A 23,524-nucleotide genomic window follows, 5' to 3' on the forward strand; every position below is an offset into this window, starting at 1 on the left:
ATAAAAAAGCGATAAAAAGGCCAGCAAGGCCATTTTCTTGATGTTTTGCGCTACCGCCGCCAGTAAACACTGCATCTGCACTTTCGCCAGACCACGGAACCGTGCATAGCGATGGCCATGATGCTGTTTTGCGTCTGCGAAGCTGCGTTCAACCGTCTCTTTTCGTCGGTTGTAAATCTTCTTACCCCACGGACAGCAGCCGCAAACCACTCACATGCTCTTTATCCTCTTCCCAGACATGCCGGGTTATCGTTTTCTTATACTGCTTGTTCTTCGTGCAGTCCTGACGTAGCGGGCAATCCTGACACACTTTAGGGTTAGATTGATAATGCCGGTAGCCCTGACGGTCTGTCGTGCTGTAAGTCAGGATTTCACCTTGGGGGCAACGATAGGTATCGGTTGTTTTATCGTAGGTAAATTGCTTCTTCTTAATCGGATTAGCGGTGACATTGGGACGACGGTAGGCAATAACCGGTGCAATTTGCCGCTCCCGGATTAAATGGCAAAGCGGTGCAGTAAAGTAGCCCGCATCCAAACCAACGGCTATCGGACTAAACTTAAAGCGCTCAAGCTGACGGTCTAATCTGGCCAGATAGGGCTGGCTATCATGCACATTCCCCGGCGTCACGAAGGTATCCGTGATGATGCCGTGGCGGCCATCCACGGTGCGATGGTCCAAGGTAGAAGAAGCCCTGTGGTTTGCCTTCCCGCGTCATAAAGCCACTGTCAGGGTCGGTTGTGCTGACCTTTTGATTTTTGGTTTCGGGCTCCTTCGAGTCATCTTGCTTCAGTGGCGCTTTGCCATGGGCTAACCGGTCCTCTTCAACCGCCTTGTTGAGCTCAGCGATATACGCCGATGCACTGACCGCCACCTCTTTGTTCACCGCCTTGCGCTTATTGGCATTGGCTTTTAAATGTGTGCTGTCAGTGTAAAGCGTGTGACCACCAATCAGACGCTGCTCATACGCCTGTTCAACTATCCGGTCGAAGATACGCTGAAACACATCCGTGCCGTTAAAACGACGAATACGATTCTGGCTCAGCGTGGAGGCATCAGGCACTTTCTCGGTTAATCCCATCCGCAAAAACCAGCGATAAGCCACATTAACCTGAATTTCCTGTACCAGACGACGCTCACTGGGAATGCCAAACAGATAGCCGAGGATCATCATCTTAAACAAACGGACAGGGTCAATCGGCGGACGGCCATTATCTTTGCAGTAGAGATGTTCGACTTCAGCACGAATGAACTCGAAATCAATGGCGGCATCGACCTTGCGAACCAAATGGTTCTTCGGTACCAGCTCTTCGAGCGTGACCATTTCTAACTGATATTGTTGAGGAGAGGGAGTTTTGAGCATGTTGGTTAGCCTTCAAATCAACTAACCCTATTAGATCAAAGTCCTGGATCGGCGTCCAGGACTTTGTCAGCAGTCTGAGCCGGGTAAACCCGGCTCTTAATCTGTACTTTGGTAACGAAAAAGCACTTAGACGTTAAAGCGGAAATGCATCACATCGCCATCTTTAACAATGTAATCTTTACCTTCCAGACGCCATTTCCCGGCTTCTTTGGCACCGGCTTCACCGTTGTACTGTACGAAGTCATCGTAAGACACCACTTCTGCACGGATAAAGCCTTTTTCAAAGTCAGTATGGATCACGCCAGCAGCTTGTGGTGCTGTGGCTCCGACAGCAACAGTCCAGGCCCGTACTTCTTTGACACCGGCCGTAAAGTAGGTGTGCAGGTTTAACAGTGAGTAACCACCGCGGATCACACGGTTCAGGCCTGGCTCTTCCAGCCCCATATCGGCCATAAACTCGGCTTTTTCTTCATCATCCAGCTCGGCGATTTCTGATTCGATAGCGGCGCAAACCGGTACTACGATGGCACCTTCTTTGGCTGCGATGCCGCGCACTACGTCCAGATGCGGGTTATTGTCAAAACCGTCTTCCAGTACGTTGGCGATATACATGGTTGGCTTAATGGTTAAGAAGTTCATATAGGCAATCAGCGCCTTTTCTTCTTTATCCAGCTCCAGCTGACGCAGCGTTAAACCGTTTTCCAGGTGGGCTTTTACTTTTTCCAGCACTGCCAGCTCGGCTTTGGCGTCTTTATCGCCGCCTTTGGCTTTTTTCTGTACCCGTAAAATCGCACGTTCGGCACTGTCCATATCCGACAGCACCAGTTCCATATTAATGGTATCGATATCGTCAGCCGGGTCAATTTTTCCGGCAACATGGATAATATTTTCATCGTCAAAGCAGCGCACCACATGGCCGATAGCATCGGTTTCGCGGATATTGGCCAGGAATTTATTGCCTAAACCCTCGCCTTTAGACGCGCCCTTTACCAGGCCGGCGATATCGACGAATTCCATGGTGGTGGGGATTACGCGTTGTGGGTTAACGATTTGCGCCAGTTTATCCAACCGCAGATCCGGTACCGGGACCACGCCGGTGTTTGGTTCAATGGTACAGAACGGGAAGTTAGCTGCTTCGATACCAGCCTTAGTTAAGGCGTTGAATAAAGTAGATTTGCCGACGTTAGGTAAACCTACGATGCCACATTTAAAACCCATGAATGTATCCTTTAATCTGCGGTGGGGCCAGCTTAGCTGGCCTGAAAGCTGTGTAAACGGCTCTGGGCTTTTACCAGACCGTCGCGTGCCAGTATAGCAAAGCAGGCAACAGCTTCCTCTATGCTCTGGTCGATCAGTTTTTGTTCGCTGGCAGGAGCCTTACCCAGTACAAAGCCAGTAACCTGATCTTTGTGGCCCGGATGGCCGATGCCTAAGCGCAAACGATAGAAATTCGGATTATTGCCCAGTTTGCTGGTGATATCGCGCAGGCCGTTATGGCCGGCATGGCCACCGGCGAACTTGAATTTAGCACTGCCCGGCGGTAACGCCAGTTCATCATGCACTACCAGAATTTGCTCCGGCGCCAGTTTATAAAACTGTGCCATAGCCAGTACGGCTTTGCCGCTTAAATTCATATAGGTAGTTGGCACCAGGAGTTTGTATTCCTGCCCGGCCAGCATAAATTTGCCGGTCAGACCAAAAAATTTGGCTTCGGGTTTCAGGTTACAGTGATAGGTGCGGGCAAGTTGCTCTACAAACCAGACACCGGCATTGTGCCGGGTGTATTGATATTCGGGGCCCGGATTACCCAGGCCCACGATTAACTGTACAGCAGGCTGAACAGTATCAGACATTACTCAGCGGCAGCGTCTTCAGCTTTACCAGCTGGCTTATTCACAGAAACCACTGGCAGGTCATGACCTTCGCCTTTGGTTAACTGAACAAACTTAACGCCTTTTGGTGCTTTGATATCAGACAGGTGCAGGGTAACGCCTACAGCGACATCAGCCAGGTCAACTTCGATAAACTCTGGCAGATCCTGTGGTAAACAGGTGATTTCAACTTCGTTCAGACCGTGAACAACAACACCGCCTTTCTTCGCAGCAGCATCTTCGTTCAGGAAGTGTACCGGAACAGTAGTGTGCAGCTCATGGCCAGCTTCTACGCGTTGGAAGTCAACGTGCAGAATTTTTGGCTTGAACGGGTGACGTTGCATTGCTTTCACGATAGCTTTAACTTCTTCACCGCCAACGCTGATAGTCAGGATGTGAGAGTAGAAAGCTTCGAAGCTTTGTGCTTTTAACAGCTTAGCGTGATCTAAAGTGATAGACAGTGCTGGCTTATGACCACCGTAGATGATCGCTGGCACTTGGTCAGCATGACGCAGGCGGCGGCTCGCACCTTTCCCCAAGTCGTTGCGGACTTCTGCATTTAACGTGAAAATTGCATCAGACATGATGTACTCCAAAAATTAGAATTTGTTACGGCTTGCGACCAGCCATAACCTGTTGCCCCTTTAAAAGGCGCGACATCTTACCACCAGCGTCGTTCTGCTGCAAACAAAAGTGTTTTGTCTACAATTTCTGAATTACTAATTTACTTAACAACTTGCTTACGTTACATTTGAGAAAAATAAGGAGGTTGTAGCAATGTGGAAAGCAATTTTGGGGTGTGTGGTGTTGGCTGTGATGTTCAATCTGCAAGCAGCAGCACCTGATATTGGCGAGATCCCGGAAAACCATTTGGGAGCCACCCTCGATGGGAAAGATGTACTGTTGGAAAATTATCAAGGTAAAGTCGTGGTGATCTCCTTTTGGGCGTCCTGGTGTGCACCTTGCTTAAAAGAATTGCCGGTATTAAATAGCATTCAGCAGGATGTTGGTCAGGATCTGATGCAAGTGATCGCCGTTAATCACAAGGAAGATCGTAAACGGTATCGCAGATTGCATAAAGTCATGTCAGAGAGTTTAACGTCTTTGGTGTTTACCCACGACCAACGAGGCCGTATTGGTGATGCTTATGGTGTGGAAGCTTTGCCGACATTATATGTAATAGATAAAACGGGTAAGGTGGCATACCATAAGGTTGGCTTTGGCGAATCTTCTATAGATTCTATCGTTGATATCTTGAATGTCGAATTAGTCAAATAAGCTTCGCTAAGGATGCAACGCCATACTTAGAGAAAACCAATAAAAAAGGCAGGATAACCTGCCTTTTTCAACTTTAGCTTGCGGCTTAATCAAACATCGCCGAAATCGATTCTTCGTTACTGATACGACGGATACACTCTGCGATTAGGTCACTTAACGTCAGCTGCCGTACTTTAGGAATGGCACGCATCGCCGCAGACAGTGGGATAGTATCGGTGACGATCAGCTCATCAATCACTGACTCACTGATAATTTCCGGCGCCCGGCCTGAGAAGACCGCGTGGGTAGCATAGGCAAATACCCGCTTGGCGCCTTGTTCTTTCAGCGCTTCCGCTGCTTTACACAGGGTACCGCCGGTATCAATCATATCGTCAACAATAATACAGTCACGGTCTTTGACGTCACCGATAATATGCATTACCTGGGATACGTTGGCTTTTGGCCGGCGCTTATCGATAATCGCTAAGTCGGCGTCATTCAGCAGTTTAGCTACCGCACGGGCGCGCACTACACCACCGATATCCGGCGATACGACCACCGGTGCTTCAAGGGCTTTTTTGCGCATATCGTCCAGCAGTACCGGCGTCGCGAATACATTGTCTACCGGCACATCAAAGAAGCCCTGAATTTGCTCAGCATGCAAGTCGACCGTTAATACCCGGTCCACGCCAACGCTGGATAAAAAGTCGGCGACTACTTTGGCGGTAATAGGTACCCGGGCTGAACGTACCCGACGATCCTGACGGGCATAACCAAAGTAAGGAATCACTGCTGTGATCCGGCCGGCTGACGCGCGACGTAAGGCGTCAACAATGACAATCAGTTCCATCAGATTGTCGTTAGTAGGGGCACAGGTAGACTGGATAATAAAGACGTCTGAACCGCGTACATTTTCGTTGATTTGCACACTGACTTCGCCATCACTGAAGCGACCGACAGCGGCATCTCCCAGTTTGATGTAAAGACGGCTGGCGATTTTGTTGGCAAGATCTGGTATGGCGTTACCAGCGAAAACCTTCATGTCGGGCACGGTAGGATCCTCAGGGCAGTTGTGAGTCCGGTTTAATCATAAAAGCCGCTGTCGAGTATAGTTGCTGCCGGAAAAAATACTCCGGCAACGGCTAAACTGAATGGCGGCTCGAGTTGCTGTAAACGGTATCAGTTAAGGCCGCAAATAAAGGCGACGTATTAACCCCTCTGGCGATAAAGCCCCGACAGTTTGCCGGCAGGTTCGCTAGGGCATGCTGAGCACTGGCCGCGTCCGGAAATTCGGCGAACACACTGGCGCCAGTACCCGTCATTCGACACGGCGCATATTCTAGCAACCACTGTAAGGTTATTGCAACAATCGGATACAGCCGTTCGACCAGCGGCTGGCAGTCATTCTGCCATGGGCTGCTAAGTAGCTCTGTCAGGCCGATCTTAGGTGTATCTCTTTTTAAATCAGGATGTTGGAATATTGCTGCCGTACTGATATGACAAGCAGGTGTGACGACCAAATAAGTCTTTTCCGGCAGTGAAACCGGCTGTAAGTGCTCACCAACCCCTTCGGCAAAGGCCGTTTGGCCGTGCACAAAGACCGGCACGTCGGCACCCAGTTTCAGACCCAGTGCCGCCAGTTCTGCGGTAGTTAATTGCAGCTGCCATAACAGGTTAAGTGCATGCAAGGTGGTAGCCGCATCCGACGAGCCACCGCCCAGGCCGCCGCCCATAGGCAGGTGTTTTTCCAGCCGGATCTGACAACCGGCCGAGGCGCCCGCCAAAGGTTTTAATAACATGGCTGCGCGGTATATCAGATTATCCTGCCCGGCCAGCTCGGCGATATCACAGGTTAAGCTAATTTCACCACTCTGGTTCGGGGTAAAGTGCAGTACATCGCCGGTATCGAGCATTTGAAACAGCGTTTGCAGATTATGATAGCCATCATCGCGGCGGTCGGTGATATGCAAAAATAAATTCAGCTTGGCCACAGCGGGTAAGGTCAGGGTCATAGCTGCCAGCTCCGGATCACCAACCTGACCTGGGTATCGGCACTGTGCAGCTGCAATTGCCGGGGTAAAGATAAGGCATCATCAAAAAAACTGCGGTAGGTCAGTTGCCAGCGAATGCCGGTGCTGTCAGTCAGGGTAAAACTTACCAGGCGGCCAGCAGCGTCGTATTTCAGGTCAGTTGCCGAGTCACCCGGCAGGCCGCGTAACCATAGCGCCATATCGTGCAGCGGAATCGACCAGCCAGCCAGTTGCCACAGTAAATTACTGGCATCAGCCGCCTGATAGCGCTCGCCACGCACCAACAGTTCGGTCAGCTCGCTACTGGCCGTCAATTCAAACAGGCTGATACCCAGCATATTGGCCAACCGTGCCTGATAAGCAGTGGCATCCTGTTGCTGCCAGCGCAAATTGCCATTGACGGTTTCGGCCGGAGATTTAATACCAACCGAGGCCTGTACGGTAAAATTCTCGAGTGCCGCTAATTGTTGCTGCCGCTGTGGCTGCGGTAATACTTCGGCTTTGCCGGCTAGCGACTTAGTGCTGCTACAGGCGCTGCTCAGCACTAATACGGCCAGCAATACCAGACTTTTCAGATATAAACTCAAGCTGTGATCCTTTGCTTATCTGCTTTTGCTTTTCTTAGTTCGGGCTTTTTCGTACAATTCGCCCCCTATCCCGATATGATACAGGTGAACACCATTTTTGCACTAGGCATTAATCACAAAACGGCACCGGTGGCGCTGCGCGAGAAACTCGCCTTTGCACCCGAGCAGGTGCCGGATGCATTGCACCAGCTTGCCAGCAAGCTGGAGATTAGCGATGCGGTGATTTTGTCCACCTGTAACCGTACCGAACTGTATTTTAGTGGTGCTGCCGAGCAGGCTGAGCAGGTACTGCACTGGCTGGCCGGCTTCCATCAGTTACAGCTGACAGAACTGCAACAGCATCTGTATCTGTATCAACAGCAGGACGCAGTGAATCATTTAATGCGGGTGGCTGCCGGCTTAGATTCACTGGTGTTAGGTGAGCCGCAGATCCTGGGGCAGGTGAAGCAGGCCTATAATCAGTCACGTCAGGCCGGCACCATTAACCCACAATTTGAACGGCTGTTTCAGAAAACCTTCGCCGTCGCCAAGGCCGTACGTACTGAAACGGAGATCGGCGCTAACGCCGTCTCAGTCGCTTTCGCTGCCGTCAGCCTGGCAAAACAGATTTTCGGTAAGTTAGAAAAGGTACGGGTGTTGCTGATTGGTGCCGGCGAGACCATTGAACTGGTGGCCCGGCATTTAACGGAGCAGGGGGCAACCAGTCTTAGTGTGGCTAACCGCACCTATGAACGTGCCGAAGCTCTGGCGCGACAATTTAATGCGCAGGTGTTAACCCTGTCGCAGGTACCGGCCCGCTTGCATGAAGCCGATATCGTGATTTCTTCTACCGCCAGCACCTTGCCGATTGTTGGTAAAGGTATGGTTGAGCAGGCATTGAAGCAGCGGAAGCATAAGCCGATGTTTCTGGTCGATTTGGCGGTACCGCGGGATATCGAAGAGCAGGTTACGGAGCTGGAAGATGCCTATCTTTATACCGTAGACGATCTGCAAACCATAGTGGCGGAAAACCTGAATAACCGCCAGCAGGCGGCAGAGCAGGCCGGGGTGCTGGTACAAAGTGGCAGCGCTGAATTTATGCAGTGGCTGCAGTTACAGGATAAGGCCGATTGGCTACGTGATTACCGGCAGCGCTGCGAAGAAGTAAAAACCGAGTTATTAAGCCGGGCGCAAAAGCAACTGGCCGCCGGCCAGGAACCGGAAAAAGTGATGGCGGAACTGGCGAATAAACTTAGCAACCGCCTGATGCACAGCCCCACCCGGACTATCCGGCATTTATTACAGTCTGAGCAGCCAGAGTCGACAGAGCTGGTCAAACTCCTTATTGATTTATAAACAGGTTTTAATCCTAAAATGAAAGAATCGGTATACCGCAAGCTGGAAGGTTTGGTTGAGCGTTACGAAGAGGTCCAGGCGCTGTTAAGCGACGCCTCGGTGATTAGCGATCAAAAGCGCTTTCGCGAATTGTCCAAAGAATTCAGCCAGCTGGAAGAGTTAAGCAAGGCATTCCGTAGTTATCAGCAAGCGCAGGAAGACTTGCTGATGGCCGAAGAAATGCAAAAAGACAGCGATCCTGAGATGCGCGAAATGGCGCAGGAAGAATATAAGCTGGCGAAAAGCCGCATTGAGCAGCTGGATACGGATTTGCAGATCCTGCTGCTGCCTAAGGATCCGAACGATAATAACAGCTGCTTTCTGGAGATCCGCGCCGGTGCCGGTGGTGACGAGGCGGCGATTTTTGCCGGCGATCTGTTCCGCATGTATAGCCGTTTTGCCGAGCGGCAGCGCTGGCGGGTGGAAATTGTCAGTGCCAATGAAGGCGAGCACGGTGGCTTTAAAGAGGTGATCGCCAGTGTGCAAGGCGAGGGCGTTTTCGGCACCCTGAAATTTGAATCCGGTGGTCACCGGGTGCAACGGGTACCCGCCACCGAATCGCAGGGCCGGGTACATACCTCGGCCTGTACTGTGGCCATTATGCCGGAAATCCCGGAAAGCGAAGCCATTGAGATCAATCCGGCCGATCTGAAAATTGATACCTACCGAGCCTCTGGCGCCGGTGGTCAGCACGTAAACCGTACCGACTCTGCTATCCGCATTACCCACTTACCCTCTGGCATAGTCGTTGAATGTCAGGATGAGCGCTCACAGCATAAAAACCGTGCCCGTGCGATGAGTGTGCTGGCGTCGCGCTTACAGGCGGCAGAAGATGAAAAGCGTCGGCTGGAAGAGCAAAGCACCCGCCGCTCATTAGTGGGCAGTGGCGACCGTTCAGAGCGGATCCGCACCTATAACTTCCCGCAAGGCCGTTTGACCGATCACCGGATCAACCTGACCATCTACCGCTTAAATGAAGTGATGGAAGGGGAGTTAGAGCAGGTGATTGAACCGCTGAAACACGAGCATCAGGCTGATCTGCTGGCGATGCTGGCTGATGAAAACCGCTGATGACCTTGCAGCAATGCGTGCAGCTACTGAGTCAGCAACTCGGGAGTCTGAGCGATAATCCGGCACAGGAAGCACGTTTATTGCTGTGCCATCTGCTGGGCTGCAAGCCCGGCTATCTGTATACCTACCCGGAGCGGGAAATCACTGCCGCTGAGCAGCAACAACTGCAACCGTTGGTGCAGCGGCGGCTGCAGGGAGAGCCTCTGGCCTATATCTTTGGGCATTGGCCCTTCTATGGTCTGGAGCTGGCTGTGGCACTCTGTACTCTGATCCCGCGGCCGGATACCGAAATATTGGTTGATCAGGCGCTGGCTCTGGATTTGCCACCACAGGCGCAGGTGTTAGATCTGGGTACCGGTACCGGCGCTATCGCTTTGGCACTGGCCGTCAACCGGCCACACTGGCAGCTAACCGGCGTTGATCTTAATCCGGATGCCGTTGCGCTGGCACAGCGTAATGCCGCTGCGCTGCAAAGCCGTAATAGTCGTTTTTTGCAAAGCAGCTGGTTTAGCGCCCTTAGCGGCCAGCGCTATGATCTTATCGTTAGTAATCCACCGTACATAGAAGCAGCCGATCCGCATCTGGCGGCACTGAGCTTTGAACCTCTGTCAGCCTTGGTGGCGGCAGAGCAGGGTCTGGCGGATCTGGCACAGATTATTGCCAGCGCGCCGGCATATTTACAGCCCGGTGGCTGGCTCTGGCTGGAGCACGGTTATAACCAGGCTGAGCAGGTACAGCAGTTACTCAGCGTTGGCGGATTCTCTCAGGTCAGTTCAGTGCGCGATTATGGTGGTAACTGGCGCATCAGTGGCGGTCAGTTCCTGCCTCGCGATAACTGAATAAAAATGTTAAATATTTTGACCTGACAAAAAATCCGGCTTATAACAGTAAGATAAGGTTGCCGGGAGCGTGTCATGTCCGATGAATTTTTGTTTGCTGCTGAGCCTGAAGAGCCGCATCAGGTCAGTAATGGTTGCTGGAAAGTCCTGATTGTTGACGATGAACCTGAGGTTCATGCCGTCACCCGGTTGGCGTTAAATGACTTTAGTTTTCAGCACAAAAAGCTGGAATTTATCAGCGCCTACTCCGGTGCCGAAGCCAAAAAAGTCCTGGCAGCTCAGCCCGATATCGCGGTGGTGCTGCTGGATGTGGTGATGGAAACCGACGATGCCGGTTTACTGGTCGCCAGCTATATCCGCGAAACCCTGCATAACCATTTTGTGCGCATTATTCTGCGTACCGGCCAACCTGGTCAGGCACCGGAACGGCAGGTGATTGTTAATTACGATATTAATGATTATAAATCCAAAACCGAGCTGACCGCACAAAAGCTGTTTACCGTGATGATGTCGAGCTTAAGGTCCTACCGCGATATTATTTCACTGGAGCAAAGCCGGCAGGGGCTGGAGAAAATTATTAAAGCCTCGGTCGACCTGTTCTCATCGCACTCAATGGAGCAGTTTATTGACGGTGTGCTACAACAGCTCACCTCAGTGCTCGGTTGTGATGAAGATGCCCTTATCGTTAGCTCGTCTCTGGTCGCCGGCAATATTCAAACTACCGACCCGCACGATCTGGTGGTGTTTGCCGGTCAGGGCGAGTTTGAAAGTAAAGAAGGAAAGCCCATTAAGGATGTGCTGGACCCAAGCTTACTGGAAGCCTTTGAGGCGGCGTTAACCACCAAGGATATTGTTTATCGCGATAACTATCTGGTGGCCTATTGCTGCAGTAAATTCACCCAGGGCTCTCTGCTTTATGTCTCAGGCTTGCCCGGCCCGGTTAATGAAACCCAGAAAAAGCTGATTGAACTGTTTGCGCAGAATGTCCAGGTGGCATATGAAAATGTGCAGCTGCAACATGAGGTGGAAGATACCCAGCGCGAAATCGTCTATCGCTTAAGTGAAGCGGTAGAAGTGCGTTCGGTCGAAACTGGCAATCATGTGCGGCGTATCGCCTTTATTTGTTACGAGCTGGCGAAAGCCTATGGCTTGTCAGAGCTGGATGCCGAAAAACTGATGTTTGCCTCGCCGTTGCATGATGTCGGTAAAGTTGGCATCCCGGATACTATTCTAAATAAGCCGGCACATCTGACTGACAAAGAGTGGCAGGTGATGCAAACTCACGCCAGTATTGGTTTTAATATTCTGAAAGATTCCAAGCGATCTATTGTACAAGCCGGCGCTATCATTGCCCGGGACCACCATGAAAAATGGGATGGCAGTGGTTATCCTGATGGCAAAAAAGGTGAAGAAATTCATATTTATGCCCGGATCGCCGCCCTGGCTGATGTTTATGATGCGCTGCGCCACCGCCGCTGTTATAAAAATGCATGGACATTGCAGCAGGTACTGGCCGAAATTGAGCAACAAGCTGGCAAGCAATTTGAACCCAAACTGGTGGAAGCGTTCAAGTCGATAGTGCCCAAGCTGGAAGCAATTTTACAAAAATACCCGGATGCGCATGACGCAGACGGGGTATAATCCGCAGCGAGTTAACCGAAACACGTGCAGCCGGTGCCGCTATCACTGGCCCGGCTGACACGCCGCATTTAGGATAGTTGTTATGTATATGGCGTTTAAACACCTGCATCTGTTACTGGTTGCGCTTAGCGTAGCCTTGCTTTGTCTGCGCTTTGCGCTGCGCGTCAGAGAGTCTGGTTTGTTACAGCAAAAATTCCTGAAAATTGCCCCGCATGTGGTGGATACGTTTTTATTATTATCAGCCGTCGCGCTGATGTTTACCATTCAGCAGTACCCCTTTGTTGATGCCTGGCTGACAGAAAAAGTACTGGCGCTGCTTGCCTATATCGCGCTGGGCTACTCGGCGTTAAAAGGCCGTACTGCGGCAATCCGCTGGTTGTCGTTCTTAGGTGCTTTAGGTTGGTTGGGGCTGATGGTGCGGGTTGCGCTGAGTAAAACACCGTTGTTTTTACCTCTTTAATGTTAATAGCGAACAGGTTGAATTATGTTGAATAAGGTGGTCCAGGTTGCCGGCATTGATGTCGCCAACGATAAGCCCTTTGTATTGTTTGGCGGTATGAATGTGCTGGAATCCCGTGACTTGGCACTGACCATTGCCGAGCATTATGTGCGGGTGTGCGAGAAATTACAGATCCCCTATGTGTTTAAAGCCTCCTTTGATAAGGCAAACCGCTCGTCGGTGCACTCTTATCGTGGTCCGGGTTTGGAAGAAGGGCTGCGGATTTTCGAAGAAATTAAGCACACCTTCAAGGTACCTTTGATTACCGATGTGCATGAGCCTTATCAGGCGGCGCCGGTGGCCGAGGTCGTCGATGTGATCCAGCTACCGGCTTTTCTGGCGCGGCAGACCGACTTAGTGGTCGCGATGGCAAAAACCGGTGCCGTGATTAACGTTAAAAAGCCACAATTTCTGGCACCGCATGAAATGCGGCATATTCTGAAAAAATTTCAGGAAGCCGGTAATGAGCAGGTCATTCTGTGTGAGCGTGGCTCTTGCTTTGGTTATAACAACCTGGTGGTCGATATGCTGGGTATGGACGAGATGAAGCAATATGCGCCGGTAATTTTTGACGCCACCCATGCGCTGCAAAAGCCGGGTGGTCGCGAAGATTCGGCTGATGGCCGGCGGGCGCAGGCAGCGCAGCTGGCACGCTCGGGTATGGCATTAGGCCTGGCCGGACTCTTTATTGAAGCGCATCCGGATCCAAATCAGGCAAAATGTGATGGCCCCTGTGCCTTGCCGTTGGCTAAGCTGGAGCCCTACCTGCAACAGATGCAGGCGCTGGATCAATTAGTAAAAGCTTTTGCCCCCCTCGATACTGCAGCGACAACATAACTCTCAGAAACATAGCGAACTGGGGCTTAAATCCCTTGTTCGCTATGTTTAATAAAAGCAACGACTTGTTCATAATCGCTCTGTAGTTGCAGTAAAACTTCACGAAGTGCACTCCAGTCTGCTGTTTCTGCAGCCTTTTCCAGCTGTAAGGCTTTTTCTGCCAGTTGCGTTGCCCCAACGCTCTTGGCCATTGCTTTTAACTGATGTGCCAGCGAGCGAGTTGCAGTGCGATCATGCTGCAACTGTTGCTGCTGTAAGTTAGCCATTAAGGGGGTGGCCTGGGCAAGAAAATAGTTTAAATACTCTCGATGCTTAATTGGGTCATCTCCAAGGAAACTGCTCAAAGTTGTGAGACAAATGGCTGGAGGTGACACCTTAGCCGATGCACCGGTCACTGTTGGTGTATCGACAGCGGTGATAGCCGGTAAAGGCAGCCAACGCTGCATAACACTCTGTAATGTAACCAGTTCCAACGGCTTTGTAATATAGGCGTCCATGCCGATGCTTAAACATTTTTGTTCTTCGCCCTTCAAGGCGTTAGCTGTAATAGCAATGATACGCGTGAAATCGGCGTCATCTGGCCGTTGTAAACCCTCTTTTCTAATCGCCTTTGCCAAATCATAACCACTGAGGTTAGGCATATGCAGATCGGTTAGTACCAGAGGGTAATGATACTGCCGCCACTTCTCCAAGGCTATTGCGCCATCATCTGCAACTTCAACGGCGTAACCTAAAGCATTTAGTTGTTCAACGATAACGCGTTGGTTCATCAAGTTATCTTCGGCCAGCAGTACCAGTTGTCGCGCCTGACGTGCAGTTTCAATAGCAGGGGCTCGGTGTGCTGTAGATTGATAGTGATGTTGTATCGGTTGCTGTTGAACTTTGCGCCCTGAGATTACCAATAAGGCATCAAGTAGCTGACTGCGGCACAGAGGTGAGCTATGCAAATAGAACAGATTATCGAAATGGGTATCTGATAGCTCAATTTGGTTGGTGATAACAACAAATTTAACCTGTTGTAGTTTCGGATGCGTAATCAGGCTACTCACGTCTTTCGGGGAAATCTGTTCGTAGGTTGCATCCAGTAACCACACTGCCTGTTGTTTGGCCGGCAAAGCTTTAAAATGCTCAGCTCTATTCAACAGAGCCTCAACACTGTTAGCAATATCCAGCTCAGCACCCGAATAAAGCAAATAATCGCACAGGTGTTGCTGATTATCACTGTCCTGAGTAAATAAACAAATGAAAATGCCACGCAGACTATCTTTACTAAGATAGCTGACTTCATCCGAGCGGCGCATCGGCAGTCGCACACTAAACTCGGTACCATGGCCCGGCTCACTATGAACATTGATTTCACCATACATTAGCGCGGTCAGACGCTGACATATCGACAAGCCAAGACCGGTACCACCGAATTTCCGGGTGACCGAGCCCTCAGCTTGATTAAATGGGTGAAATACATAATTAATCTGCCGTTGCGTCATGCCCCGGCCATTATCAGATACCCGCAGTTGTACCTGAGTAAACTCCAAATTCTCTTCAACCAGTTCCGCACTTACGATTACAACCCCTGTTTTCTCTGGTGTTGTTTCGGTAAATTTGATCGCGTTGCCAGCTAAATTATAGAGAATTTGCCGTAAGCGCACAGGATCGCCAATTAAGCCGTCAGGTAGCCGCGGGTCAATATAAAGTTTCAGATCGATCTGTTGTTGGTAGGCAACAGAAACCAAAATCCTGCCAACCGCTTCAATAATTTCAACTAGCGATACTGGTAGCTTTTCTAACTCGAGCTTACCGGCTTCAATCTTCGAAAAGTCTAAAATATCATCCAGAATTCGCAACAACGAGAACGACGACTCGCGAATGGTGTCTGTCATTCTGAATTGTGAGGTGGAGAGCTCAGTTTTACGCAACAAATCTACAGTACCGATGATACCATTCATTGGAGTACGAATTTCATGGCTCATCGTTGCCAAGAATGTAGACTTGGCTTCGTTGGCCTTTTCTGCCGTTAACTTAGCCGTTTCTAACGCATCGGTGCGCTCTTTAATGCGGTGTTCAACTTCCTGTTTGAGTTGTTCTATACTTTCCTCAGAGCTTTGCAGTGCTTGTCTGCTTTGCTGTAGCTTTCTAAATAAAATATTGATTTTATTTGCTAACAAGCCGATGTCGTCTTGTTGGTGACTATCAATGCTGCCAGTGTATTGATTACGCTCCAGAGCATCCTGACACCCTCTAAGCAAGGGTTGTAAGCGGTGCCTGATAGACTGTGAAACGGCATAGCTTATACCCAAGACTAAGAGTAAGCCGACAAACAAGCTGATGCCAAATGAAAAAATTAGGGGTATCAGATCCTGTTCAGGTAATTGCTGTACGTAGATCAATACTTTATTCGGGTGTTCTGGTAATACCCTGCTAACTTGTAGGATATCTTGTGTGATTAGCGCCTGATTCTGTAGCGTAGGGCTGGGTACAAAATTTGGTAAGTTGTCGGTGTTGTATAACAGCTCGAAACCCTGACTACTCTGCTGGTACAGATATAAGGCTCTATTAGGCTCATTATTACGGGTTTGCAGTAATAATTGCTGGATACTAGTTGGTTGTTCTTGATGCAACGCCGGCGTGATTGCTTGCACCAGAATCTGAGTATCTGCTGTTAAACGTTGTAACAGTTCTTGAGCACGTTGTTGTATCGGGATGCTAATCCAGTTAAACATTAATGCCTGAAGCAGCAAACAAAGCAGCAACACTGCGGATAAACGAAGATAAACTGGTTTAGTGAAACTATTTCTATCCATGTTCTTTCCGGAAAAATCTAAGCTCTTTGCAGGCTTATGTAAAGGGAACTCGCGCTATATTAACAATATTTCTAACCCAAAAGCAGTATTAATTTTTATTCGGAATGGTTGAAAAAGTTGCGCTTTGGCTAATGAATAAGCTGTCGGAGGGCTTTTCTAAAATATCTGTTGACTTGAGATCGCAAAATCCGTTTAATACGCGGCATTGCCCAGATAGCTCAGTCGGTAGAGCAGCGGATTGAAAATCCGCGTGTCGGTGGTTCGATTCCGCCTCTGGGCACCATCATTTTAGGATATGGTGCTAACGATATCCCAAAGCGTGTCGCAGCCGCTTTAGCTCAGTTGGTAGAGCAACTGACTTGTAATCAGTAGGTCATCCGTTCGACTCGGATAAGCGGCACCAACTTGTTTTGCCCAGATAGCTCAGTCGGTAGAGCAGCGGATTGAAAATCCGCGTGTCGGTGGTTCGATTCCGCCTCTGGGCACCACTAATGTAAAACGCCAGCCTAGAGCTGGCGTTTTGCTTTTTAACTCCCAAGGCGTCATCTTCGATTACTCGGCACATCCTGTGCCTCGCCCTGCGGGCCAGAGACTAAGAAGCAAAAATTCCCGTTCAGTGAAATAGGCAACAGGTTACTTCTTTGTTAAGCTCAGTGCGTTTTGCCAATAATCACAAGAATATCGGAGTCCACCTAAATGAAATATGCCGTTACCCTGCTGGCTGCTGCGGTACTGACCGCTTGCGGCGGCCCGAAGCAAGAAGTGAAACCGGAGCAAACCGTGACTGTTACCCAACAGCAACAACAGTTGAATTACCCTGTTACCGCCAAAGGCGACGTGGTAGACACCTATTTTGGTACTCAGGTGGCCGATCCATACCGCTGGCTGGAAGATGATCGCAGCAGCGAAACAGAAGCCTGGGTGAAGGCGCAAAACCAGACTACCTTTGATTATTTAAAGCAGATCCCGTTTCGTGACCAAATCCGCGACAAACTGCAACAAGCCTGGAACTATGAGCGGGTAGGGGCGCCGTTTAAAGAGGGCGATTACACCTACTTCTATAAAAACGACGGCCTGCAGAACCAATTTGTACTGTACCGCCAGAAAGACGGTGGTGAGGTAGAGGTATTCCTGGATCCGAACACCTTTAGCGCCGATGGCACAACGTCGCTGGCCGATATCCGCTTCTCGCGTGATGGCAAACTAGCGGCTTACGCTATTTCAGAAGGCGGTAGCGACTGGCGTAAAGTTATAGTAATCGACACCGAAACCAAGCAGCAAATTGGCGATACCCTGACCGATATTAAATTCTCCGGTATTGCCTGGGTCGGTAACGACGGCTTCTTCTACTCCAGCTATGACAAACCGGATGGTAGCGAGCTGTCAGCCATGACCGATCAGCATAAGCTGTACTACCATAAGCTGGGCACACCACAAAGCGCAGATAAAGTAATTTTTGGTGCTACTGACGAGCAGAAGCACCGTTATGTTGGCGCCAGTGTGACTGAGGATGACCGCTATTTGTTAGTGTCAGCGGCGGTATCAACCTCTGGCAACAAGCTGTTTATCAAAGATTTAACTCAGCCGGATAGTAGTTTTGTTACCATTTTGGACGATACCAGCTCAGATACCGATCTGGTGGACAATGTTGGTGATACGCTGATCCTGGTGACCAATCGCAATGCCCCTAACCGCAAGGTGGTAAAGGTATCGGCTAAGGCGCCACAGCCAGAAAACTGGCAGGATCTGATCCCGGAGACCGAACATGTACTGCGTATCAGCAGCGGTGCTGGCTTCCTGTTTGCCAACTATATCGTCGATGCCATTGCTAAGGTAAAACAGTATGACTACGACGGTAAGTTAGTGCGTGATATTGAGTTACCTGGTGTCGGTAGTGTCGGTGGTTTCGGCGGTAAAAAAGACGCCGATACGCTGTATTTTAGCTTTGCCAACTATATTACACCGGGCTCTATTTATGCCTTTGAGCCAAAGGCCGGCGCATCGAGCCTGTATAACCAGCCGAAAGTGAACTTCGACCCCAGCCGCTATGTATCAGAGCAGGTATTCTATACCTCGAAAGACGGCACCAGGGTACCGATGATTATCAGCTATCGCAAAGACTTAAAACGCGATGGCAGCAACCCAACCATTCTGTACGGCTATGGTGGCTTTAATATCAGCTTAACACCGTCATTCAGCGTGGCAAACGCCGTATGGATGGAGCTGGGCGGGATCTATGCCGTGGCCAATATCCGTGGCGGTGGCGAATACGGTAAAGAATGGCACCGTGCCGGTACCCAGCTGCAAAAGCAAAATGTATTTGATGACTTTATTGCCGCAGCCGAGTACCTGCAGACCGAAAAGTACACCTCACCGGCCAAAACCGCGGTACGCGGTGGCTCGAATGGCGGCTTACTGGTAGGTGCGGTAATGACTCAGCGGCCAGAGCTGTTTGGCGTCGCTATTCCGCAAGTTGGTGTACTGGATATGCTACGTTACCATACCTTTACTGCCGGCGCTGGTTGGGCATACGACTACGGTACCTCTGAGCAATCTGAGGACATGTTCAAATACTTACTGGGTTATTCACCGGTGCATAACGTGAAAGCTGGCGTTACCTATCCGGCTACGATGATCACGACGGCGGATCACGATGACCGCGTAGTGCCGGCGCACTCCTTTAAGTTTGCTGCCGAACTGCAGGACAAAGCCAGCAAGGCGACGCCGCAGTTGATCCGGATTGATGTCAAAGCCGGTCACGGTGCCGGTATGCCGGTATCGATGGTGATTGATCAGGCCGCCGATATTTACAGCTTTACGCTGTTTAATATGGGTTACAGCAGCCTGCCGCAATAAGTGGCAGTAAAAGTACAAGGGCGCCTGCGGGCGCCTTTTTTCGCGGCGAAAGAATTGCCAAAAAACGGCAGAAAGAGTAAGCTGCGTGCCCTTTTTAATTTATGGTTTCGCCACCACCTCTAATAGTGATCTAGCAGGTTTGGGAGTATCCAGATGGCAAAAGCAGTGATTTTAGTGCTCGACAGTTTCGGCATTGGCAGCGCGCCGGATGCGGATAAGTTTGGCGATAGCGGCGCCAATACCTTTGCCAGTATTGCCCGGGTGTTTGCAGAAAAAAAACAGCGCCCGTTGGCTATTCCTAACCTGACGGCACTGGGGCTGGCAAAGGCCGCCACCAGCGCTACACCCGGTTTATCGCTGGCAGTACCACCAGCTACCCGCATTAACGGCGCCTTTGGTTATGCCCGTGAACTCAGTAGCGGTAAAGATACGCCAAGCGGCCACTGGGAAATTGCCGGGGTACCGGTGTTATTCGACTGGGGCTATTTTACCGAGAAGACCAACAGTTTCCCGCCGCAGCTTATCGAGGAGCTGTGCCGCCGCACTGGTGTCAGCGGTATTCTGGGTAACTGCCATGCTTCGGGGACCGATATTCTGGTCAAACTCGGCGATGAGCATATAAAAACCGGCATGCCGATCTGCTATACGTCGGCTGACAGTGTGTTTCAGGTTGCCGCCCATGAAGAGCATTTTGGTTTAACCCGCTTGCTGGAGTTTTGCCAGGTCGCGCGTGAGCTGCTGGACCCCTACAACATTGGCCGGGTGATTGCCCGCCCCTTTACCGGTGACAGCGCCCAAAGCTATGCCCGCACCGGTAATCGCCGTGACTATTCGGTATTACCACCGGCCCCGACAGTACTGGATAAACTGGTTGCTGCCGGCGGCCAGGTAATCAGTATCGGCAAAATTGCTGATATCTATGCGCATCAGGGCATTAGTAAAAGCCTGAAAGCCACCGGCCTGCCAGCCTTAGTGGATACCACCTTAGCGCAGATGGCAACGCAAAGTGCGCAGAGTATTATTTTTACCAACCTGGTCGATTTTGACCAAAACTTTGGCCATCGCCGTGATCCCCTTGGTTATGGCGAAGCCTTAGAGTATTTCGACAGCCGCCTGCCGGAAATTTTACAGGCCTGCGACGATGACACCCTGGTATTACTGACTGCCGATCATGGTTGTGACCCAACCTGGCCGGGCACTGAGCACACCCGTGAATATGTACCTGTGCTGCTGTTCCGTAAGGGCATTGGCGAGGTGGATTTAGGCGAGCGACAAAGCTTTGCCGATATGGGCCAGACCCTGGCTGACTTTTTCGGGCTGGATGCACTGGCATACGGCGACTCCTTTTTAGCACAATTACAGTAAGAGAACTTATGGCTACTCCACATATTAATGCGCCGGAAGGCGCCTTTGCTGAAACCGTTTTAATGCCTGGCGACCCGCTGCGTGCCAAGCATATTGCCGATACGTTTTTGCAAGATGCGGTATGCGTTAATACCGTGCGCAATATGTTCGGTTACACCGGCACCTATCAGGGTAAAAAAGTCAGTGTGCTGGGCTCTGGCATGGGCGTGCCGTCAATGTCGATTTATGCCACTGAGTTAGTAAAATTCTACGGTGTAAAAAACATTATCCGCATTGGCTCCTGTGGTGCTTTGCCGCTGGATGTTAAAGTGCGGGATGTCGTCATTGGTATGGGGGCCAGCACCGACTCGATGGTTAACCGCAACCGCCTCGGTGGCCTGGACTTTGCGGCGATGGCCAGCTTTAGCCTGCTGGAAAAGGCGGTTGCCGCCGCCCGCGCTAAAGATATCAATGTGAAAGTGGGTAATGTGTTTACCTCTGATCTGTTCTACAACCCAAGTGAAACCCTGTTTGATACGCTGGAAAAATACGGCGTACTGGCGGTGGAAATGGAAGCCGCTGGTCTTTATGGCGTAGCCGCCGAATATGGCATTAATGCGTTAGCGATTTTCACGGTAAGCGACCATATCCGTACCGGCGAAGCGTTAAGCGCCGAGCTGCGCCAAACCAGCTTTAACGAGATGGTTGAAGTGGCACTGGGCTGTTTGTAATTCAAAGGGAATACGCGTTATGTCACTGACTACCAATAAAATGTTTTATGTGTCGTGGGAAGCCTTTCACCGCGCCACCAAAGAGCTGGCACGCCAGTTACTGGGCCAGAACTTTACCGCTATAGTGGCAGTAAGCCGCGGTGGCCTGGTACCGGCGGCGATTATCGCCCGCGAGCTGAATATCCGGGTGCTGGATAGCATCTGTGTGGCGAGTTACCAGCACGACAAGCAGGGCAGCCTGAGCGTGCTAAAAGATGCCTCGCTGGCAGACTCTGAGCAGCTGCTGATCGTCGATGATCTGGTCGATACCGGTGAAACGGCCAAAGCGCTGCGCGAGCGTTTTCCTAAAGCGCGCTTTGTGACGGTGTATGCCAAGCCGCAGGGTAAACCGCTGGTGGATAACTATGTTACCGATATCGAGCAAGATACCTGGATCCAGCTGCCATGGGATATGGAACTGGCCTACAGCAAGCCGCTGGCAGAGGAAGTATGAGCCCGCAAAGCGTAACGCTAACGCTGCCGGATTGGATTAACGACGTGGTCGACTGGCAGCGCAGCTATCAGCACGATGACGAGAAAATGGCGTTAGCCATTGAGCTGTCGCGGCAAAACGTACTGCGTGGCACTGGCGGCCCCTTTGGCAGCGCTATTTTTGACTGCGACAGCGGTAAGCTGTTAAGTGTTGGCGTAAATCGGGTGATGCCGCTGCATAACTCCAGCGCCCATGGTGAGATGGTCGCCATTATGCTGGCCGAGCAGGCGCTGCAAAGCTTTAGCCTGAATGCCGACGGCGTTAAACGCGAGCTGTTTACCTCTTGCGAGCCCTGCGCCATGTGCTTAGGCGGCACCCTGTGGAGCGGCGTAAAGCGTTTAGTTTGCGCCGCCACCGCCGAAGACGCCCGCGCTATTGGCTTTGACGAAGGCCCGGTATTTGAACCCAGCTATCAGTATCTGCGCGACGCCGGCGTCGAAGTCGTGCGCCAGGTACAACGCAGCGCCGCCGCCCAGGTACTAAAAGACTACCTAAACCACGGCGGCACCATCTACAACGGTTAACCGCTCTCCGTTTCAGCTCCCAGCTTCCCGTCTCCGGTACGCTCGCCGTACCGGAGACGCGATCTCAATTAGCACGCCAAGCTAGTATCGTTATAACAGCTGCGATAACGGGCTTTTTACCCCACCCGCACCACGATTAATGACATGCGTATAAATTTGGGTAGTACGCACATCGGCGTGACCTAGTTGCTCCTGTACAGTGCGGATATCTGCACCTGATTCTAATAAATGAGTGGCAAAGGAATGACGCAGCGTATGGCAGGTTACATTTTTAGAGATAGCGGCTTTACGAGAGGCTATTTTAATTTCCCGCCTTACGCAGCTCTCGTCCAAATGGTGACGGCGTAACAACTTTGAATCAGGATCAATACTCAGTTGCATGGAAGGAAACAAATACTGCCAGCCAAATTGCCTGGGAGCCGAAGGATTTTTGCGAGCTAACGCGAAAGGCAGCCAAACACCGGAATAGTCCGGATTGGCGAGATCTGCCTGAAAATATTGTAAGACAAACTGACTTTGCTGTTTAAGTGTTGGAACCAACTCTGGTGCCAAGGTTACGCGACGATTCTTATTGCCTTTACCTTGCCATACCATGACCGACAAGTAATCGTAATCAATATCCTGCACTCGTAACCTTACCGCCTCCATTAAACGTAAACCGCTACCATACATCAACTGGGCTAATAGTTTATAGCGCGGTTCAATAACTCTTAATAACGCTGTTACTTCAGATCGAGTGAGCACTACCGGCAATTTAGGGGAAATTTGTGAGCGATTAAAATTCAGGTTTAATGACAGTGGTTGCTGTAATACCTTGTTATATAAAAACTTAGTGCATTAAGTGCTGTGGCTTGTGTTCTGGGCGCAACATTACGCTGATTACTTAAGTATGACAGGAATTTCTCAACATCCTCATCACCAAGCTTAGACGGATGCTGCTTTTTGTTATAGAGGATATACATCTTAATCCAGTACAGGTAAGCCTCAACGGTCCTTTTGGCGTAGCGGTGGGTGTACATAAACTCAGCAATATATTGTAAAAAGGGAGAAGACATTTCCCGCTCCTTAAAATAAATTTAAATGTATTTATATACAGTGGTTGGTAAATTTATTGTTATCAAGTGAATCTCAAGGTTAAACCCTGCTTTCCCCAATACAATTTAATAGCGACAAAAAAAATCTGTTGATTTACGGTATGTTATTAGATAGGGTTAAATCATTTACAAAAGATAGAAGGGCGTTTACATGGCTGGAAAGCGTGGGCGTTCCAAACTACAAAGCTGTTGAACTTGCCGGGCGGAGCCCGGAGAAGCCCTTACTCCGTTCATTTTTTCAATCGTAGAACTGGATAAATAACCAGTGTCTGTCT

General features: G+C 50.4%; 19 protein-coding genes, 3 tRNA genes and 2 pseudogenes. 15 read left to right on the top strand and 9 right to left on the bottom strand.

Features of this window, described 5'->3' with window-relative positions:
- The 4 genes and pseudogenes from AJE_RS13665 to AJE_RS13680 all read right to left on the bottom strand — a co-directional run.
- Positions 1-1,361: pseudogene (locus AJE_RS13665) on the bottom strand (IS1182 family transposase); the annotation flags it as partial.
- A 126-nt stretch (positions 1,362-1,487) separates the two neighbouring features.
- On the bottom strand, positions 1,488-2,579 hold the full coding sequence (gene ychF / locus AJE_RS13670) for a redox-regulated ATPase YchF (protein WP_008607321.1): 1,092 nt from the start codon (positions 2,577-2,579) through the stop codon (positions 1,488-1,490).
- Positions 2,580-2,611: 32 nt separating this feature from the next.
- On the bottom strand, positions 2,612-3,214 hold the full coding sequence (gene pth, locus AJE_RS13675; RefSeq protein ID WP_008607322.1) for an aminoacyl-tRNA hydrolase: 603 nt from the start codon (positions 3,212-3,214) through the stop codon (positions 2,612-2,614).
- On the bottom strand, positions 3,214-3,816 hold the full coding sequence (locus AJE_RS13680) for a 50S ribosomal protein L25/general stress protein Ctc (RefSeq protein WP_008951341.1): 603 nt from the start codon (positions 3,814-3,816) through the stop codon (positions 3,214-3,216). The genes pth and AJE_RS13680 overlap by 1 nt, the downstream gene beginning before the upstream one ends.
- A 193-nt stretch (positions 3,817-4,009) precedes the next feature.
- Here AJE_RS13680 and AJE_RS13685 point away from each other — a divergent pair, with 193 nt between their 5' ends.
- On the top strand, positions 4,010-4,510 hold the full coding sequence (locus AJE_RS13685) for a TlpA family protein disulfide reductase (protein ID WP_008951342.1): 501 nt from the start codon (positions 4,010-4,012) through the stop codon (positions 4,508-4,510).
- Positions 4,511-4,595: 85 nt separating this feature from the next.
- Here the strand turns inward: AJE_RS13685 and AJE_RS13690 are convergent, their stop codons facing one another.
- The 3 genes from AJE_RS13690 to lolB all read right to left on the bottom strand — a co-directional run bounded on the left by AJE_RS13690 (position 4,596) and on the right by lolB (position 7,106).
- On the bottom strand, positions 4,596-5,540 hold the full coding sequence (locus AJE_RS13690) for a ribose-phosphate pyrophosphokinase (protein ID WP_008951343.1): 945 nt from the start codon (positions 5,538-5,540) through the stop codon (positions 4,596-4,598).
- A gap of 91 nt (positions 5,541-5,631) precedes the next feature.
- Entirely contained in the window at positions 5,632-6,501 is an 870-nt protein-coding gene (gene ispE / locus AJE_RS13695; RefSeq protein WP_008951344.1) for a 4-(cytidine 5'-diphospho)-2-C-methyl-D-erythritol kinase, read from the bottom strand.
- The gene (lolB, locus tag AJE_RS13700; protein WP_008951345.1) at positions 6,498-7,106 is read right to left on the bottom strand and encodes a lipoprotein insertase outer membrane protein LolB; all 609 of its coding nucleotides are present in this window, start codon (positions 7,104-7,106) and stop codon (positions 6,498-6,500) included. The genes ispE and lolB overlap by 4 nt, the downstream gene beginning before the upstream one ends.
- 75 nt (positions 7,107-7,181) lie before the next feature.
- On the opposite strand from lolB, the gene hemA reads away from it, so the two are divergent.
- The 6 genes from hemA (at position 7,182) to kdsA (ending at position 13,367) form a co-directional block, all read left to right on the top strand.
- Positions 7,182-8,441, top strand: coding sequence for a glutamyl-tRNA reductase (gene hemA, locus AJE_RS13705; protein ID WP_008951346.1), 1,260 nt, complete (start codon positions 7,182-7,184; stop codon positions 8,439-8,441).
- Positions 8,442-8,459: 18 nt separating this feature from the next.
- Complete coding sequence (gene prfA, locus AJE_RS13710) at positions 8,460-9,551, top strand: peptide chain release factor 1 (protein ID WP_008607334.1); 1,092 nt, start codon at positions 8,460-8,462, stop codon at positions 9,549-9,551.
- Positions 9,551-10,390: a peptide chain release factor N(5)-glutamine methyltransferase gene (prmC, locus tag AJE_RS13715; RefSeq protein ID WP_008951347.1), complete on the top strand. Its 840-nt coding sequence runs from the start codon at positions 9,551-9,553 to the stop codon at positions 10,388-10,390. Before prfA ends, prmC begins: the two co-directional genes overlap by 1 nt.
- A 75-nt stretch (positions 10,391-10,465) precedes the next feature.
- Positions 10,466-12,031, top strand: coding sequence for a DUF3369 domain-containing protein (locus AJE_RS13720; protein WP_008951348.1), 1,566 nt, complete (start codon positions 10,466-10,468; stop codon positions 12,029-12,031).
- 82 nt (positions 12,032-12,113) lie between these two features.
- Complete coding sequence (locus tag AJE_RS13725; protein WP_008607337.1) at positions 12,114-12,491, top strand: SirB2 family protein; 378 nt, start codon at positions 12,114-12,116, stop codon at positions 12,489-12,491.
- A gap of 24 nt (positions 12,492-12,515) precedes the next feature.
- Positions 12,516-13,367 (top strand): 3-deoxy-8-phosphooctulonate synthase, encoded by an 852-nt coding sequence (kdsA, locus tag AJE_RS13730; protein ID WP_008951349.1) that lies wholly within the window; start codon positions 12,516-12,518, stop codon positions 13,365-13,367.
- A gap of 26 nt (positions 13,368-13,393) precedes the next feature.
- Here kdsA and AJE_RS13735 read toward each other — a convergent pair whose 3' ends face one another.
- Positions 13,394-16,087 carry a hybrid sensor histidine kinase/response regulator gene (locus AJE_RS13735; RefSeq protein ID WP_237709362.1) on the bottom strand — a complete coding sequence of 898 codons (2,694 nt, stop codon included), beginning with the start codon at positions 16,085-16,087 and terminating at the stop codon, positions 13,394-13,396.
- 288 nt (positions 16,088-16,375) lie between these two features.
- Between AJE_RS13735 and AJE_RS13740 the strand changes: the two genes are divergently transcribed.
- From AJE_RS13740 to AJE_RS13775, 8 genes are all read left to right on the top strand, one after another.
- Positions 16,376-16,451, top strand: a tRNA-Phe gene (locus AJE_RS13740).
- A gap of 44 nt (positions 16,452-16,495) precedes the next feature.
- Positions 16,496-16,571: transfer RNA gene (locus AJE_RS13745), tRNA-Thr, on the top strand.
- Between the two features lie 9 nt (positions 16,572-16,580).
- A tRNA-Phe gene (locus AJE_RS13750) sits at positions 16,581-16,656 on the top strand.
- Between the two features lie 208 nt (positions 16,657-16,864).
- The gene (locus AJE_RS13755; RefSeq protein ID WP_039928814.1) at positions 16,865-19,024 is read left to right on the top strand and encodes a prolyl oligopeptidase family serine peptidase; all 2,160 of its coding nucleotides are present in this window, start codon (positions 16,865-16,867) and stop codon (positions 19,022-19,024) included.
- A gap of 153 nt (positions 19,025-19,177) precedes the next feature.
- Complete coding sequence (locus AJE_RS13760) at positions 19,178-20,389, top strand: phosphopentomutase (protein ID WP_008951352.1); 1,212 nt, start codon at positions 19,178-19,180, stop codon at positions 20,387-20,389.
- Between the two features lie 8 nt (positions 20,390-20,397).
- On the top strand, positions 20,398-21,099 hold the full coding sequence (gene deoD, locus AJE_RS13765) for a purine-nucleoside phosphorylase (RefSeq protein ID WP_008607345.1): 702 nt from the start codon (positions 20,398-20,400) through the stop codon (positions 21,097-21,099).
- Positions 21,100-21,118: 19 nt separating this feature from the next.
- Positions 21,119-21,592 (top strand): xanthine phosphoribosyltransferase, encoded by a 474-nt coding sequence (gpt, locus tag AJE_RS13770; RefSeq protein WP_008607347.1) that lies wholly within the window; start codon positions 21,119-21,121, stop codon positions 21,590-21,592.
- The gene (locus AJE_RS13775) at positions 21,589-22,155 is read left to right on the top strand and encodes a nucleoside deaminase (protein ID WP_008607349.1); all 567 of its coding nucleotides are present in this window, start codon (positions 21,589-21,591) and stop codon (positions 22,153-22,155) included. Before gpt ends, AJE_RS13775 begins: the two co-directional genes overlap by 4 nt.
- 90 nt (positions 22,156-22,245) lie before the next feature.
- On the opposite strand, the pseudogene AJE_RS13780 reads toward AJE_RS13775, so the two are convergent.
- Positions 22,246-23,210 (bottom strand): annotated as a pseudogene (locus AJE_RS13780) (integron integrase).
- Between the last annotated feature and the right edge of the window lie 314 nt (positions 23,211-23,524).

The sequence above is a fragment of the Alishewanella jeotgali KCTC 22429 genome (assembly GCF_000245735.1).
GTDB classification, from domain to species: Bacteria; Pseudomonadota; Gammaproteobacteria; order Enterobacterales; family Alteromonadaceae; genus Alishewanella; species Alishewanella jeotgali.